This window comes from Pantoea sp. JZ2, from assembly GCF_035191405.1.
Lineage (GTDB): Bacteria > Pseudomonadota > Gammaproteobacteria > Enterobacterales > Enterobacteriaceae > Pantoea > Pantoea stewartii.
This window is the reverse complement of the sequence record NZ_CP045247.1, coordinates 274,783-288,739: the sequence shown is the minus strand read 5'-3', so window position 1 is coordinate 288,739 and position 13,957 is coordinate 274,783. Positions and strand designations below refer to the sequence as shown.

The window sequence follows — 13,957 nt, the reverse complement described above, 5'->3', positions numbered from 1 at the left end:
ATGCCGTGGCAACCCTTACGCCGGTGCAGTGAGCCAGGATGCAACAAGCGTGTTAAGTCAGGCAAGTGTGATGAGCACAAACGGGAAGCCTCACGACAGCAGAACGCCCGCCGTGGTGGACGCCGTGAGCGTGGCTATACGCCTGAGTGGGATAAATACCGCCTGGTGTTTCTGAGTGCTCATCCTCTGTGCGTGCACTGCCTGAAAGAGGATCGCTACACCGCTGCAACCATCGTCGATCACATCATCCCGATTAACGGCGGCGATGACGTACTGTTCTGGCCTGCCAGCAATCATCAGCCGTTGTGCCATTCCTGCCACTCACGCAAGACCACCACAACTGACCCGCTGACCAAGCAGCAGCGGAAAGCCGGTAAGTTCAGGGAGCAGGAAGAAGCCGCCGCGCAGCGCAACAACTGGATGTATGACCATGACTGAGCAGGAGATGAAACAGATTATGGCAGGCCTCACCCGCAGCCGTGACCAGTTCACCCGCAGACAGCCCGCCAGCAAGGGCAGGCGCATGAGAGAGCGTGAGCGTGACATACGCGAGGCGATGCGCAACCGCTGACCGTTCAGGGGTGAAATCATTGCAGATGCAACTATATCAATGAGAATGATTATCATCGAGGGGTGGGGGTGTCTGCCATGACAACGCCCTGACCCGGTGGCACCACCCGCCTCCTCAGATTTTTACGCACGGTGATTTTTTTGAAAATAAAACGAGCAGGAAAATAATTTTTATGGCCAGACCTCCGAAACCGCCGGCTTACCTCGATGAGATTGCGGCGCAGCAATGGAAAGCGAAGGCGAAACAGCTTGCGGAACGTGGAGACCTGACGCCCGCCGACTGGAACAGCCTGGAGCTTTACTGCGTTAACTACGCCATGTACCGCCGCGCGGTGGCAGACCTTGAGAAGCGCGGGTTCAGCATCACCAACAGTCAGGGCGGCGAGAGCCGCAACCCGGCGCTGAGTGCCAAAGCGGACGCAGAAAAAATCATGATTAAAATGTCCTCGCTGCTGGGCTTCGATCCGGTCAGCCGCCGCCGTACCCCGGTTGAAACCGAAGAGGAAGACGAACTTGACCGCCTGGCATGAGTACGCAGACGCCATAAAATCGGGCGAAATTCCGGCCTGTAAGCGGGTAAAACAGGCCGTCGAACGCTACTTTTCAGACCTGAATGACCCCCGTTACCGGTTTGACAGCGCAACCGTTGAGCGCTTTATCGCCTTCTCCGTGCTGTGTCCGCACGTCAAAGGGCCGCTGCGCGGTCAGCCGATAGCGCTGGAGCCGTGGCAGCAGTTCGCCTTTGCCTGCCTGCTGGGGTTTAAGGTGGCGGCAACCGGGCGCCGTAAGTACAAGAGCGCCTACATTCAGGTGCCGCGCAAGAACGCTAAGTCCACCGTGGCCGCTATGCTGGCGAACTGGTTTCTGGTGATGGAGGACGGCCAGCAGGACATTTACACCGCCGCCGTGAGCCGCGATCAGGCCCGTATCGTTTTTGATGACGCGCGTCAGATGTGCCTGCTGTCAAAACCGCTTCGCAGGCGTCTGACCATTCAGCAGCACAAAATGAATTATGCAAAGTCCAACAGCCTGTTAAAGCCACTGGCGGCAAAAGCGGCCACGATTGAGGGCACTAACCCCAGCCTGGCGGTAGTCGATGAGTATCACCTTCACCCTGACAACGGCGTGTATTCGGCCCTTGAGCTTGGCATGGGCGCACGTCCTGAAGGGCTGCTGTTCGCCATCACCACAGCAGGCAGCAACATCGTGTCGGCCTGTAAACAGCACTACGACTACTGCTGCCAGATTCTGGCGGGTGAGGAGGTCAACGACTCGCTGTTCGCGCTCATCTACGAGCTGGACGACGAGGCAGAAATAGACGACCCGGCCATGTGGATCAAGGCCAACCCGAACCTGAATATCTCCGTTGACGCCACGGCGCTGGCAGACACCATCAGCAAGGCACGGGGCATTCCCTCGCAGTGGGTGGAAATGCTGACGAAGCGCTTCAACATCTGGTGTCAGGGGGCTACGCCATGGATGGGCGCGGGCGCGTGGGACGCCTGCAAAGCTGATTACAGTGAATCTGACCTGCACGGTCTGGAGTGCTATGCAGGCCTTGACCTGTCCTCAACCGGCGACATTGCCAGCGTCTGCTACGCCTTTCCGTCTGACCGTGAAATCCGGCTGCTGACCCGTCACTACCTGCCCGAGGCGCAGTTGCAGAACGTGGCGAACAAGAACCGCGCCGTCTACCGCCAGTGGGCCAGAGCGGGCTGGATACGCACCACGCCGGGAGACTGCATCGACTATGACCGCATCCGCGACGATATCCTGCGCGATGCGGAGACGTTCGGCATCAGGCTGGTAGGCTTTGACACCTGGAACGCCACGCATCTGCGCACCCAGCTACAGGGCGCGGGGCTGGACGTTGAGCCGTTCCAGCAGACCTACCTTAAATTCAGTCCGGTGGCGAAGTCTCTGGAGGTGTTCGTTAACCGTAAAGTCATCCGTCACAACGGCGATCCGGTGCTGGCGTGGGCCATCAGTAACGTGGTGATGGAAAGTGACGCCAACGCCAACATCAAGCCCAACAAAAGAAATCGGCCAACAAGATTGACCCCGCCGTGTCCGCGCTCATGGCGTTCGGCACATGGCAGGCAGAGCATGAAGATTTTGCATTCAGCATGAGCGACAGCCACAAAGCGCGGCTCAGTCATTTCAACGGAATCTAACGGAGCAGGGTATGAAAAATATCGCAGAAGCGCGGGAAAAAGTTTTTCAGATGTTTGGCAGTGACGGCTTGCAGGCCTTTGACGAGGTGATCCGCGATGAGGCGGGCACGATCACCATCGGAGAAAACCGGGTAACGTTCCACAATATTGAGGGTGCTATCCTTTTCCGTGCCGGTGAAGCAGACCCGGACAGCGAGGGTTAATTATGTTTGGTTTATCCGTTCAGCCCGCAGACGGCGGCAAACCCATTCTGTTAACGGCGGGCATGCGCTACGCTTCTTTTCTGGGGGGCGCTTCACTGCCCGCTAACGGCTCAGCCGTGACTATGAAGCCGCAACCCGGTAACTCAAAATCCCTTATCGTGCCGCGAAATCTCGTCAGGGTTTATGAATCCGGCAATCCGGCAGGCCCTGTACTTGCCTGTACCACTTCCCTGAGCTACAGCGGAAACACGCTGAGTTACAGACCCAAATGGATTACGCCCGGGAAGAATCCCCCTAATGCTTCTCCGGCAGGTTACGTCGATGTGTTTTCAGTCGCTTACGCAGACAGGCCCACAGGGGGAGATTTCGGTATTCTCGTTTCTAACGGCGCAAACTTTATGAAGATAACGGACTCATCCTATCTCGGGTTTGTCACGTACCGGGGGGTTATCAGCGTAAACGGCGAGTGGACGATCCCTTCTTCCGTCACCGCTCTGGGTAACTACATTGTCTTTGCCCGCTGGTCAAATACCGACACGCCGCTTTATCTCGACAGAGACAGCAATACAATCAGGACGTACACAGGGTTTGGTTCGACAGCAGGTTCCGTGCAGGGCGGCAGCGTATCAAATATCCAGATCGTTATCGTGTCATGCGGATTCAGCCCACCCCTGCCAGCCAGTGGATTTGGCATTGCCATATGGAATGCGGCGGGTCAGTGCGTCTACTCCAGCGCCTTAGCCCCCGTGATGTGGTCAGACGCCTATTATGATTTCGGTTCATACGAAAATTACGACGACACCACAGGCGAGGTGCTTTCGTGGGTCAACCCTACAGGCAATGTTGCACAGCCGATGATTCCGTTATGCAGTCTGGGTATTCAGCGCGGCGACTACAGCAGGAACGCGAACAATTACAGCTATAGAGTCTGCCTGGAGTCTGGTTTCAAGATGAGCGGCAACGCTGTCTCAACTGCAAGAGCACGCTCCACAGGGAGAGAGGTTGTGCTTTACCAGTACCCGAAAGCCATGCAGGTTGCCTGCCAGTTACCCTGCCTTGACGCCAGCCATTATTTTTAACGCCGCTAAAAATTTTTGAAAGCCAGACAGGGGATATCTATGCAAAAGAAAGACATTACCGCCACACTGACCGCCGCAATGAAGCAGGAAGGGTACGAGCTGGACGGGAGTGATCGCCTGCTGATACGCAAAACGGTTATGGACAGCCTGGCATCACAGCGGCGAAGGGAAAACTTTCACAGATCGGCTGCAACTCAGTTCACCTGGAACCGCCCACACAATCCCCGCCAGAGATAATTCACACAGAGGGGTGTGCGAAGTTTTGCGCATACCCTCCCCTGCATTTCCTCCAGCCTAACAAGTGCTGATATACTCGCGCCCGATTGGTTCTCATGCTTTTTCCTGCATATGCTGCTGTGCGCTGTTCTGTGGGGTAATCCGTGGGGTAATAATTGTAATAAATTGATTCACTATCAATTAAAACCTTATAAATTCAACAGGATAAATAAAAATGCTCAGCTATCGCCACAGTTTTCACGCTGGCAACCATGCCGACGTGCTTAAGCACACCGTACAGAGCCTCATCATCACTGCGTTAAAAGAGAAAGAAAAACCGTTTCTCTATCTGGATACGCACGCCGGTGCAGGACGTTATCAACTCAGCGGCGAGCACGCAGAGCGCACGGGTGAATATCTGGAAGGCATCGGACGCATCTGGCAACAACCGGACGCGCCCGCCCTGCTGCAACCCTATTTCGATGCGATTCATGCCCTGAACCGTAACGGCACGCTGCGCTACTATCCTGGCTCTCCGCTAATCGCCCGCCATCTGCTGCGCCCTGAAGATAAGATTCAGCTGACCGAGCTGCATTCCAGCGATTATCCGCTGCTGCGTACCGAGTTCAGCAAAGACAGTCGCGCGCGCGTTGAAAGGGCCGATGGCTATCAGCAGCTAAAAGCGAAGCTGCCACCGCTGTCACGTCGTGGACTGATACTGATTGATCCGCCTTACGAAATGAAAAGTGATTACCAGGCCGTTGTAAAAGGCATTCAGGAAGGTCACAAACGTTTCGGTACCGGTATTTATGCGCTGTGGTACCCGGTCGTCTTGCGTCAGCAAATCAAACATATGCTGCGCGAGCTGGAGGCCACGGGCATCCGTAATATCCTGCAGATTGAGCTGGCCGTGCGCCCCGATAGCGATCAGCGTGGCATGACCGCGTCCGGCATGATTGTCATCAATCCCCCGTGGAAGCTGGCCGATCAGATGAACACGCTGCTGCCGTGGCTGCATCAGAAGCTGGTGCCAACCGGCACAGGCCATTTCAGCGTTAACCAAATCGTACCTGAATAATTCCTTTCCCAGCTTAACGTCGCCGCGCACAGCACGGCGGCGTTGAACGTAGGTCATTTTTATGTGGATCATCCTGGCGGGCGCGCTGGCCGCCCTGCAACCGGCGAAACGCCTCTCTCTGTTATTACTCGCGCTGGCAACGGCGCTGGGCGTTTATCAAAACGTCCTCGACTGGCCCGTTACCTTTGTGTTTGCGGCTGTCGCTGCCTTGGTCGCGTTTCGTATCTACGATCGCCGGAGTCGGCGATGGCAGATCGTCAGCGAAGCCCTTCTGGTGTTGATTGCGCTGGCGCTGATGCTGCACCTTATTCCGGGATTCAATAATCCCCTGCAGGTCGAGGCGGTTAAGGTCGGTGCCCGCAGCGTGCCCTTCTCATTTTCCTTTAATTTCGATAAAGCGCTGATTCCTTTTCTGCTGCTGGCCTGTCTGCCGACGCTGTTCAACGCAGAGGCGCATCCGCCGCGCTCGCCGGCCTGGTGGCTCGCGCCTGTCGCCGCCGTGCCGCTGCTGTTGGGCAGCGCCGTGTTGCTGGGCGGCCTTGCCGTCGAAACGCACCTTCCGGACTGGCTGGGATCGTTTGCCCTGGCCAATCTGTTTTTTGTCTCACTGGCCGAAGAGGCGTTTTTCCGGGGTTATCTCCAGCAGCGCCTGCGCCAGAAATGGGGCGGCGTGATCGCCCTGCTGGTAACGGCACTGCTGTTTGGTCTGGCCCATGCATCTGGCGGGGTGCTGCTGATGATCTTTGCAGCGCTGGCCGGACTGATTTATGGTCTGGTCTGGCACTGGAGCGGCCGCCTGTGGCTGGCGACCGCGTTCCATTTTGCACTCAACATGGTCCACCTGCTGTTCTTTACCTACCCTGCGCTGGCGCACTGATCCCTACAGCGTGAAGACCGCCAGGTCGTGCGCCATCTCAGTGTCAGGGAAAATGCGCTGGCATTCTGCCAGCAGGCGCGCCATGTCCCGGGCGAGGTAACGCGAACTAAAATGGGTGGCAATCAGGCGCTTTGCTCCGGCCTGCTTTGCCACCGTTGCAGCCTGTAAGGTGGTAGAGTGACCGCGCCCGTTGGCTTTTTCAGCCAGCGCCTCTTCCAGCGTGGTTTCATGCACCATCACATCAACGTCCGCCGCCAGCTGTAGCGCGACGTCAGTGGGCGCAGTATCTCCAAAAATGGCCAGCGTTTTGCCTTTCACTGGCGGCCCAAGATACTCAGCGCCGTTAACGGTACGCCCGTCTTCCAGCGTAATCGTATCGCCCTGCTTTAACTGCTGATACCAGGGACCGCGCGGTACGCCCTCTGCTTTCAGGCGAGGCGCATCCAGAAAACCGGGTTTGTCATGCTGCTCAATGCGATAGCCAAAGCAGGCAATGGTGTGATTCATCGGCCAGGCGGTCACGCGAAATTCGCCATCATCCAGGACCTCACCCGCGGCGATCTCGACGATCTCCAGCGGGTAATCGGTATACGAGCTGGACAGCGACAGTGCCGTTTCAACGAAGGCTTTCAGCCCTGCTGGACCGTAAACCGTCATTGGCGTGGTTAACCCCGCCATCGAGCGACTGGTAAGCAGGCCCGGCAGCCCAAAAATATGGTCACCATGAAGATGGGTGATAAAGATTTTATCGAGTTTGCCAGGCTTCAGGTCTGAGCGCATAAACTGGAGTTGTGTGCCCTCACCGCAGTCAAACAGCCAGGTGGCGCCGCTTTTGTCGCGGGTAAACGCGATGGCAGTGACATTGCGTTGCAGACTCGGCGCGCCCCCGCCGGTGCCAAGAAAAGTCAGGTACATGCTATGCTTCCCTGTAAATAATGAAACGATAAGGCCTGTTACAATCATAGGCGCAATTTTTGCGACGCCGTACCCTGCGGCGTTACACTCTCTATCACTTTCCCAGTAACCGGATGAGACTTCCATGACCCGACATTATGACTATCTCGCCATCGGCGGCGGCAGCGGCGGTATCGCTTCAATTAACCGTGCAGCAAGCTATGGCCAGACGTGCGCCCTGATTGAAGCCAAAGCGCTGGGCGGAACCTGTGTCAACGTCGGCTGCGTGCCGAAAAAAGTAATGTGGCACGCCGCACAAATTGCCGAGGCCATTCATCTTTACGGGCCGGATTATGGTTTTGATACCACCGTTAATCGCTTTGACTGGGGCACGCTGGTGAAAAACCGTAGCGCCTATATCGATCGTATTCACCAATCATACGACAATGTTCTGGGGAAAAATAAGGTCGATGTGATCCACGGTTTTGCCCGTTTTGTTGATGCCCATACCGTTGAGGTGAATGGCGAAACGATCACCGCCGATCATATTTTGATTGCTACGGGCGGACGCCCGAGTCATCCCGACATTCCCGGCGCGGAATACGGGATTGATTCTGACGGCTTCTTTGAGCTGGATGCCCTGCCAAAACGTACCGCCGTGGTCGGCGCGGGCTATATCGCCGTTGAGCTGGCGGGCGTGGTAAACGCATTAGGTTCAGAAACCCATCTGTTTGTTCGCAAACATGCGCCACTACGCAATTTTGATCCGCTAATTACGGATACGCTGGTTGAGGTGATGAACGCGGAAGGCCCAACGCTGCATACGCAGGCGACGCCAAAAGCGGTAGCAAAAAATGCCGATGGCAGCCTGACGCTGCAGTTGGAGGACGGCAGTGAATACACGGTTGATTGCCTGGTCTGGGCGATTGGACGCGTTCCTGAAACCGACGGCCTGAATATTCAGGCAGCGGGTGTGGCGCTGGACGAGAAAGGCTACATCAAGGTCGATAAATTCCAGAACACCAACGTGCCTGGCGTTTATGCCGTCGGCGATAACACCGGTGCCGTTGAACTGACGCCGGTCGCCGTCGCGGCGGGCCGTCGCCTGTCAGAGCGTTTGTTCAATAACAAACCGGATGAGCATCTGGACTACCGCAATATCCCGACTGTGGTGTTCAGCCATCCCCCCATCGGCACGGTGGGCCTGACAGAGCCGCAGGCGCGCGAACAGTACGGTGATGACCAGGTGAAAGTCTACAAGTCCGCCTTTACCGCGATGTACACCGCCGTCACGCAGCATCGCCAGCCGTGCCGCATGAAACTCGTCTGCGTCGGTCCGGAGGAAAAAATCGTCGGCATTCATGGCATTGGCAGTGGTATGGACGAAATGCTGCAGGGCTTTGCGGTTGCGTTAAAAATGGGCGCGACCAAAAAAGACTTTGATAATACCGTGGCGATTCACCCGACGGCGGCGGAAGAGTTTGTCACCATGCGCTAACCCGTTCCTCTCTGCTGCCGACAGACAGCAGAGAGACCACCGCTCGCTGGCCTTCGCGCCAGTGAGCGATTTATCAGTTGAAATAGGTCTCCCGCAGCGGCGTCAACGCCGCACCGAGTGCCGAGCTGTCGCCCTCAATAGTGCTCAGCAGAATATCCGGATACTCCGCCGAAATATTCCAGCGTTTGCCCGAACTGACCCGGGGCATGGCTAAAAACATTTCGCCCAGCTTACGGGGCAATTCGCCGCCTAAAATAATGGCACCGGGATCGATAACGGCATTCAGGGCATCCATGGCCCGATGTAAATTGGGCGTGACTTCGTTGACCCATTGCCGGGCAATGGGCCAGTCCGGATCGAATTTATTATTCAGATCGCGAATGTTGTGGATTTCAATACCGCCGTTGCGCAGTCGATCAATTAAGATTCCCAGCGCAGGACGCAGTTTGCCCTCTTCCGGCGAAAAAATCCGGCTGATCTCGCCCGCATTGCCAAAAGCACCCTGAAACGGTTTGCCGTTAATGACAATGCCGCCACCAAAGCCGTAATTAAAAGAGAGGTAGCCGAAGGTCTCGTAGTGCAGGCCCGCGCCCAAAAAAGCTTCTGCATGCGCGGCCGTCGTGGCGTTATTTTCAATCCAGACGGGCCGGTCAAACAGCGTCATAATTTCACGGCGCAGATCAATGCCCATCCAGTTTTTCAGCGGTTCTGGCGGATTAAAATATTTCCGGGAGTCATACAGAAAGCCCGCCATGCTGTATCCGACGCCACACACTTTTTCTGACGAAATACCAATATGTTTTAAGGTATCCAGATAATGGCGTTTGAGATCCAGCAGCGTTCGGGCAGGATTGCCGGGCAGCGTGTCCAGCACGCAGTATTCGATAATATCGCCGCGGAAATTAATCAGGCTTGCCGCCACGCTGTCAGAGTTAATGGAAATACCGTAACTGTAACGTGCGTCCGGATTCAGGGATAACGACGGGCTGGGCTTACCCCTTCCCTGTGAGGGCGATTCCCCCAGGCTGAGAAAACCGTTTTCGGTCAGTGTATCAACAATACGGTGAACCGATGACTGATTCAGAATCGTTTGTGAAACCAGCGAGGAGCGGGAAATGCCGTGATTGCGGCGAACAAGCTCAAGAATAAGTTTTTCACTGCGATTAAGTTCGACTTCATCACGACCTGAATATCCATGAACCACCACGTTATCCTCACCGTTTTAATGACAGGTTCTGTTACACCCTAGCACGCTTTTATGCATTCCGAATAGTCATGCGCCTGACCTTTACGTGCTGTGTGAACATGCTGATTCAGGACGATATTCCTAAAAAAAATCGCATCACCAAATCATCATAATACTGACACAAAACAGGCCGACACTCTAATTTCATGCGTAAAGCATTATATTAAATCAGCGTTTCCCGTTGCTGAGTCATTGTGCAGCACAAGGTAAACGAACGAGCTCAGGACCTTTCACAAAATGAACGGATTAAGAATGGATACGCGCGTAAAGGTGATTGAACGTATTGCTCAAGAGGCATCACAGCTGGCGCTGGATTATTTCAGGCAGCTCAGTGAATTAGAAATCTGCGAAAAAAGGCCCCAGGATGTGTTCAGTGAAGCAGATCAGGAGGTTGAGAAGCTGATTCGTCAACGTCTGGCGCAATATTTCCCCAATGAACGCGTCATTGGCGAAGAGCAAGGCGGCGAACTCAGTGACCGTTACTGGTCGGTCGATCCGATTGATGGCACCAGTAACTTTCTCCGTGGCTCGTCGTTATGGGGCATTTCTGTCGGTTATGTCATCGACGGCGAACCGGTCATCGGGGTGATTGTTCATCCGGTGTTAAACATCATGCTGAGCGGGGGCAAGGAGACCGGCATTTATTTTAACGGCCAGCCTTTTACGCGACCCGAAATCGCCCAGGGACTCAAAACCGTTGCCATTGGCGACAGTCCTTCATGGGACTTCACCCACCAGCTCTGCATTGAAAAAGCGTACCGGGATACTGGCTGGAATGTGGTGCGCTACCGCTGTGCCACCATCGGTTTAAGCTTTAGTGTGCTGGGCTATGTCGATGGCTATCAGGAGTGCTTCAGCAGTATGTGGGATGTTTCTGCGGGCTATGCCCTATGCAAAGCCGCAGGGCTTGATGCTCATCTGGCCGGGAGCCAGGAAAAAAGTTCAACACATGTGAGTGTTGGCACCGCGGCACTCAATCGCCTTTCCGCCCAGTTTATTCCGCACCCCCGCTTTACCCCCGCCTGAATATCCGTCAGTCCGCGCTCTCTTCCTGCCGTCTTTTCAGGACAGCGTTTCGGCGCTGTCCTCCCCGCTTTTTTCTTCATATGACCGACAAACGTTCTGCCTTCAATATTATTCACTATGCATGATAATAGTTAGCAGAGTAAATGTACGAAATCAAAGCAACTCATTATTATCATGTTAAATATGGGTTTTATAAAATTAATAAATTCTTAACCTGTCTGAAATTGCCTAATTTCGCCGCATCAAATTATTATGCGCATCGCATTAATTAAGATACACACATTTCTTCAATGACGGGGCAGCCATACGTGAATACGCTTGAAATCAATAATGCCATGCTCAGATTCGACGACTTTGTCGCGCTGGACGGCATTTCACTGAAGGCCGAAAAAGGACAGTTCGTTTCCCTGCTGGGTCCGTCTGGATGTGGCAAAACCACGCTGCTCAAAGTGATTGCGGGCTTTTACAGCCTGGACAGCGGGGAAGTCCTGATTCACCAGCAGGACATGCATCAGGTTAAACCTGAGCACCGCGATACGGCCATGTGCTTTCAGTCCTATGCGCTGTTCCCTCACCTGTCTGTGGCCGAAAACATTGGGTTTGGGCTGAAGCAGAGGAAAATGGCCAAAGCGGAGAGACAGGATCGCGTCACGCAAACCGCCGCTCAGGTCTCGTTAAACGCCCACTTACCGAAGCTGCCTGCGCAGTTATCGGGCGGTCAGCAGCAGCGTGTCGCGCTGGCCAGAGCGCTGGCTGTGCGGCCCGAAATCGTGTTGTTCGACGAACCGCTGTCGAATCTCGACGCCACATTACGCGACAGAGTCCGCCTCGAAATCCGCCAGCTGCAGCGTTCACACGGGTTTACCGCTATCTATGTGACCCATGACCGTGCAGAAGCCCTGTCCATGTCTGACGTCGTCGTGGTTATGAACGCCGGACGCATTGAGCAAACCGGCACCCCTGAAGATATTTATTACTCGCCGGTTAACCGGTTTGTTGCGGGCTTTGTTGGCCAGGCGAATGTGATGAAAGCGCATGTCATCGACGGTGACAGTCACACCGGAATGTATCGTGTTTCCTGCGTGCTGGGTGAAATGAACATTCACAGTCCTGTTCCGCCCCTTTCCGACAAGGTATACACCTTCTGGCGTCCGGAAGATGCTCTGCTGAGCGAACAGGAAACCGGTATGAATACCCGTGCTTTCGAAATAGGTGCCGTGAGCTTTCTGGGCAACCTGTCCGAGCTACAGGTTCACCCAAAGGACCATGAAGAGCCGGAATACCAGTGGCATATTCAGTTAGTCGGTAAAAATCACATTCGGGAAGGAGATAGCGTTAATTTTTCCATCGCGCCTGACAGGATTCGCTTTTTGCAGGAAAGCTGGTCATGAAAGTGCACAACCGAAACATAGTCGCCTGGTTACTGGTGCTGCCTGCGGTCGCTCCCGTCGTGCTCACCCTGATTCTGATCGTCGTTATGGCCATCGCGCAATCTGTCGGACTGTTCAACTTTGGCGCGCCTGCGCATTTTACGCTGCAGTACTGGGAAACCATCCTGAACGACAGTCAGCTGTGGCGCGCCACCGGCTATTCCCTGAAAATTGGCGTGGTCAGTGCCGTCCTGTCTGTGGCGCTGGCCCTACCGCTGGCGCTGTGGCTGAGAAAGCCCTTTCCCGGCTCTGTGCTGATGAGCGGCTTACTGAAAGCCCCGTTGATGGTACACGGGCTGGTCGCCGCCCTGCTGTTCATCAATCTGATTTCCTGGCAGGGCTTTATTAACCTCGGCCTGCTCAAACTGGGCATCATCTCGCAACCCATCCGTATGCAGAATGATCGCTGGGGCATTGGTGTCATTATCCTCCAGGTCTGGAAACAGCTTCCCTATGCCCTGTTGATCATCACCGGCAGCCTGCGCGCTATCGGGGACGAAATCGTTGATGCGGCCCGCGATCTGGGCGCAGGCAAAACCGCCCGCCTTTTACAGATCATTCTGCCCTTATCCATCAAAGCCGTTCAGGTTTCGCTGATCCTGATCTTCATTGGCGCATTGGGCGACTTTTCATTCCAGGTCGTGGCTGGCCCCACCAGCGTTTTCTCCCTGTCGCAATACATGCTGCGCTTTCCGGAAATCAGCGCCCAGGGCTGGAACCTTGCGGCCGTGGTGGCGGTAATATTAATGCTGGCGGCGTTTGTCGGTGCGGTGGTGCTGGCCGGTGTGGCGAAGTGGCTGCAAAAAGTGGGAGAACATAAATGATGAGAGCCAGAAAAAGCATGTCGCCCCTGCGTATCATGATGATGATCCTGATTACCGCACTGTTCATGTTGTGGCTGGTGATCCCCTTTATTCTGACCGTGCTGTGGTCTCTGGTGGATAAAACGCATCCCTGGGCCTGGCCGGATGCCCTGCCGCCCGTGCTTTCCCTGGGCCGCTGGGTCGAAGTCTGGACGACCACGGCCCTGCCACAGGCGCTGAAGAACAGCTATTTACTGGCGGCAACCGTCTCTGTGCTCACGTTGCTACTGGCCCTGCCAGCGGCCTGGGCGTTTGGCCGGATGTCGTTTACGGGTAAGTCCCTGCTACAGAATGCGATTTTGCTTCCGCTCATCGTGCCCGGCTTTGTGATTGCGCTGTTTTTTTCCATGCTGTTGAACGTGGTGGGCATCCACAGTCGGTTTGTCGGCATTTTACTGGGACATACCATCATCTTAATGCCCTATGCCGTGAGGATTCTGACCCTTTCCTTTTCTCAAATACGTCAGGACACCCTGGATGCCGCCCGCGATATGGGCGCGTCTGTAGTAAATCGTTTTTTAGTTGCCTGCCTGCCAACTATCAGACCCGGCATATTTGCGGCCTTAATTATTGTCTTTACGTTATCCATCGAAGAGTTCGCCATTAGCTTTATTGTCGGCTCGCCGGATTTTATTACCGTACCGACCATTCTTTATTCTTATCTGGGTTACAACTTTATCAGACCTAATGCCGCTGTTATTTCTTTAATGCTGGTCGTGCCGAATGTCATTTTAATGCTGATAGCTGAAAAATTACTGACAAAGAATCCCGTCGCCGCTTTTGCTGGAAAAGGCTGACGGTTA

At 54.9% G+C, this 13,957-nt stretch carries 14 protein-coding genes and 1 pseudogene; 13 read left to right on the top strand and 2 right to left on the bottom strand.

Annotated features, from left to right (window positions below):
• The 8 genes and pseudogenes from GC087_RS01330 to GC087_RS01295 all read left to right on the top strand — a co-directional run bounded on the left by GC087_RS01330 (window position 1) and on the right by GC087_RS01295 (window position 6,197).
• A complete protein-coding gene (locus tag GC087_RS01330) occupies window positions 1-438 on the top strand; it encodes an HNH endonuclease (RefSeq protein WP_324029459.1) in 438 nt (145 codons plus the stop codon).
• A 305-nt stretch (window positions 439-743) separates the two neighbouring features.
• On the top strand, window positions 744-1,100 hold the full coding sequence (locus tag GC087_RS01325; RefSeq protein ID WP_116585060.1) for a phage terminase small subunit P27 family: 357 nt from the start codon (window positions 744-746) through the stop codon (window positions 1,098-1,100).
• A pseudogene (locus tag GC087_RS01320) lies at window positions 1,084-2,744 on the top strand (terminase large subunit). The gene GC087_RS01325 and the pseudogene GC087_RS01320 overlap by 17 nt, the downstream one beginning before the upstream one ends.
• Before the next feature lie 11 nt (window positions 2,745-2,755).
• Window positions 2,756-2,947 (top strand): hypothetical protein, encoded by a 192-nt coding sequence (locus tag GC087_RS01315; protein WP_324029457.1) that lies wholly within the window; start codon window positions 2,756-2,758, stop codon window positions 2,945-2,947.
• 2 nt (window positions 2,948-2,949) lie between these two features.
• Window positions 2,950-4,026 carry a DUF6453 family protein gene (locus tag GC087_RS01310; RefSeq protein WP_324029455.1) on the top strand — a complete coding sequence of 359 codons (1,077 nt, stop codon included), beginning with the start codon at window positions 2,950-2,952 and terminating at the stop codon, window positions 4,024-4,026.
• 39 nt (window positions 4,027-4,065) lie between these two features.
• Window positions 4,066-4,263: a hypothetical protein gene (locus tag GC087_RS01305; RefSeq protein WP_324029454.1), complete on the top strand. Its 198-nt coding sequence runs from the start codon at window positions 4,066-4,068 to the stop codon at window positions 4,261-4,263.
• A 214-nt stretch (window positions 4,264-4,477) separates the two neighbouring features.
• On the top strand, window positions 4,478-5,320 hold the full coding sequence (locus GC087_RS01300; protein WP_006121111.1) for a 23S rRNA (adenine(2030)-N(6))-methyltransferase RlmJ: 843 nt from the start codon (window positions 4,478-4,480) through the stop codon (window positions 5,318-5,320).
• 61 nt (window positions 5,321-5,381) lie between these two features.
• Window positions 5,382-6,197 carry a CPBP family intramembrane glutamic endopeptidase gene (locus GC087_RS01295; RefSeq protein ID WP_033738263.1) on the top strand — a complete coding sequence of 272 codons (816 nt, stop codon included), beginning with the start codon at window positions 5,382-5,384 and terminating at the stop codon, window positions 6,195-6,197.
• A gap of 3 nt (window positions 6,198-6,200) precedes the next feature.
• Here the strand turns inward: GC087_RS01295 and rnz are convergent, their stop codons facing one another.
• Window positions 6,201-7,112 (bottom strand): ribonuclease Z, encoded by a 912-nt coding sequence (rnz, locus tag GC087_RS01290; protein ID WP_033738264.1) that lies wholly within the window; start codon window positions 7,110-7,112, stop codon window positions 6,201-6,203.
• A gap of 124 nt (window positions 7,113-7,236) precedes the next feature.
• Between rnz and gorA the strand changes: the two genes are divergently transcribed.
• Complete coding sequence (gene gorA / locus GC087_RS01285; RefSeq protein ID WP_205957072.1) at window positions 7,237-8,589, top strand: glutathione-disulfide reductase; 1,353 nt, start codon at window positions 7,237-7,239, stop codon at window positions 8,587-8,589.
• A gap of 73 nt (window positions 8,590-8,662) precedes the next feature.
• Here gorA and GC087_RS01280 read toward each other — a convergent pair whose 3' ends face one another.
• Window positions 8,663-9,793 carry an ROK family transcriptional regulator gene (locus GC087_RS01280; protein WP_054686841.1) on the bottom strand — a complete coding sequence of 377 codons (1,131 nt, stop codon included), beginning with the start codon at window positions 9,791-9,793 and terminating at the stop codon, window positions 8,663-8,665.
• A 294-nt stretch (window positions 9,794-10,087) separates the two neighbouring features.
• Between GC087_RS01280 and GC087_RS01275 the strand changes: the two genes are divergently transcribed.
• The 4 genes from GC087_RS01275 (at window position 10,088) to GC087_RS01260 (ending at window position 13,951) form a co-directional block, all read left to right on the top strand.
• Window positions 10,088-10,861 (top strand): inositol monophosphatase family protein, encoded by a 774-nt coding sequence (locus GC087_RS01275; RefSeq protein ID WP_033738271.1) that lies wholly within the window; start codon window positions 10,088-10,090, stop codon window positions 10,859-10,861.
• 290 nt (window positions 10,862-11,151) lie between these two features.
• Complete coding sequence (locus tag GC087_RS01270; RefSeq protein WP_054632917.1) at window positions 11,152-12,252, top strand: ABC transporter ATP-binding protein; 1,101 nt, start codon at window positions 11,152-11,154, stop codon at window positions 12,250-12,252.
• Window positions 12,249-13,115, top strand: coding sequence for an ABC transporter permease (locus tag GC087_RS01265; RefSeq protein WP_039342799.1), 867 nt, complete (start codon window positions 12,249-12,251; stop codon window positions 13,113-13,115). Before GC087_RS01270 ends, GC087_RS01265 begins: the two co-directional genes overlap by 4 nt.
• Complete coding sequence (locus GC087_RS01260; RefSeq protein ID WP_006121122.1) at window positions 13,115-13,951, top strand: ABC transporter permease; 837 nt, start codon at window positions 13,115-13,117, stop codon at window positions 13,949-13,951. The genes GC087_RS01265 and GC087_RS01260 overlap by 1 nt, the downstream gene beginning before the upstream one ends.
• The last annotated feature ends 6 nt before the right edge of the window (window positions 13,952-13,957 follow it).

Coding starts and splice junctions, on each gene's coding strand:
- GC087_RS01265 (WP_039342799.1), top strand. CDS start 12,249: ATGAAAGTGCACAACCGAAACATAGTCGCCTGGTTACTGGTGCTGCCT.
- rnz (WP_033738264.1), bottom strand. CDS start 7,112: ATGTACCTGACTTTTCTTGGCACCGGCGGGGGCGCGCCGAGTCTGCAA.
- GC087_RS01295 (WP_033738263.1), top strand. CDS start 5,382: ATGTGGATCATCCTGGCGGGCGCGCTGGCCGCCCTGCAACCGGCGAAA.
- GC087_RS01270 (WP_054632917.1), top strand. CDS start 11,152: ATGACGGGGCAGCCATACGTGAATACGCTTGAAATCAATAATGCCATG.
- GC087_RS01310 (WP_324029455.1), top strand. CDS start 2,950: ATGTTTGGTTTATCCGTTCAGCCCGCAGACGGCGGCAAACCCATTCTG.
- GC087_RS01330 (WP_324029459.1), top strand. CDS start 1: ATGCCGTGGCAACCCTTACGCCGGTGCAGTGAGCCAGGATGCAACAAG.
- GC087_RS01275 (WP_033738271.1), top strand. CDS start 10,088: ATGGATACGCGCGTAAAGGTGATTGAACGTATTGCTCAAGAGGCATCA.
- GC087_RS01305 (WP_324029454.1), top strand. CDS start 4,066: ATGCAAAAGAAAGACATTACCGCCACACTGACCGCCGCAATGAAGCAG.
- gorA (WP_205957072.1), top strand. CDS start 7,237: ATGACCCGACATTATGACTATCTCGCCATCGGCGGCGGCAGCGGCGGT.
- GC087_RS01315 (WP_324029457.1), top strand. CDS start 2,756: ATGAAAAATATCGCAGAAGCGCGGGAAAAAGTTTTTCAGATGTTTGGC.
- GC087_RS01260 (WP_006121122.1), top strand. CDS start 13,115: ATGAGAGCCAGAAAAAGCATGTCGCCCCTGCGTATCATGATGATGATC.
- GC087_RS01300 (WP_006121111.1), top strand. CDS start 4,478: ATGCTCAGCTATCGCCACAGTTTTCACGCTGGCAACCATGCCGACGTG.
- GC087_RS01325 (WP_116585060.1), top strand. CDS start 744: ATGGCCAGACCTCCGAAACCGCCGGCTTACCTCGATGAGATTGCGGCG.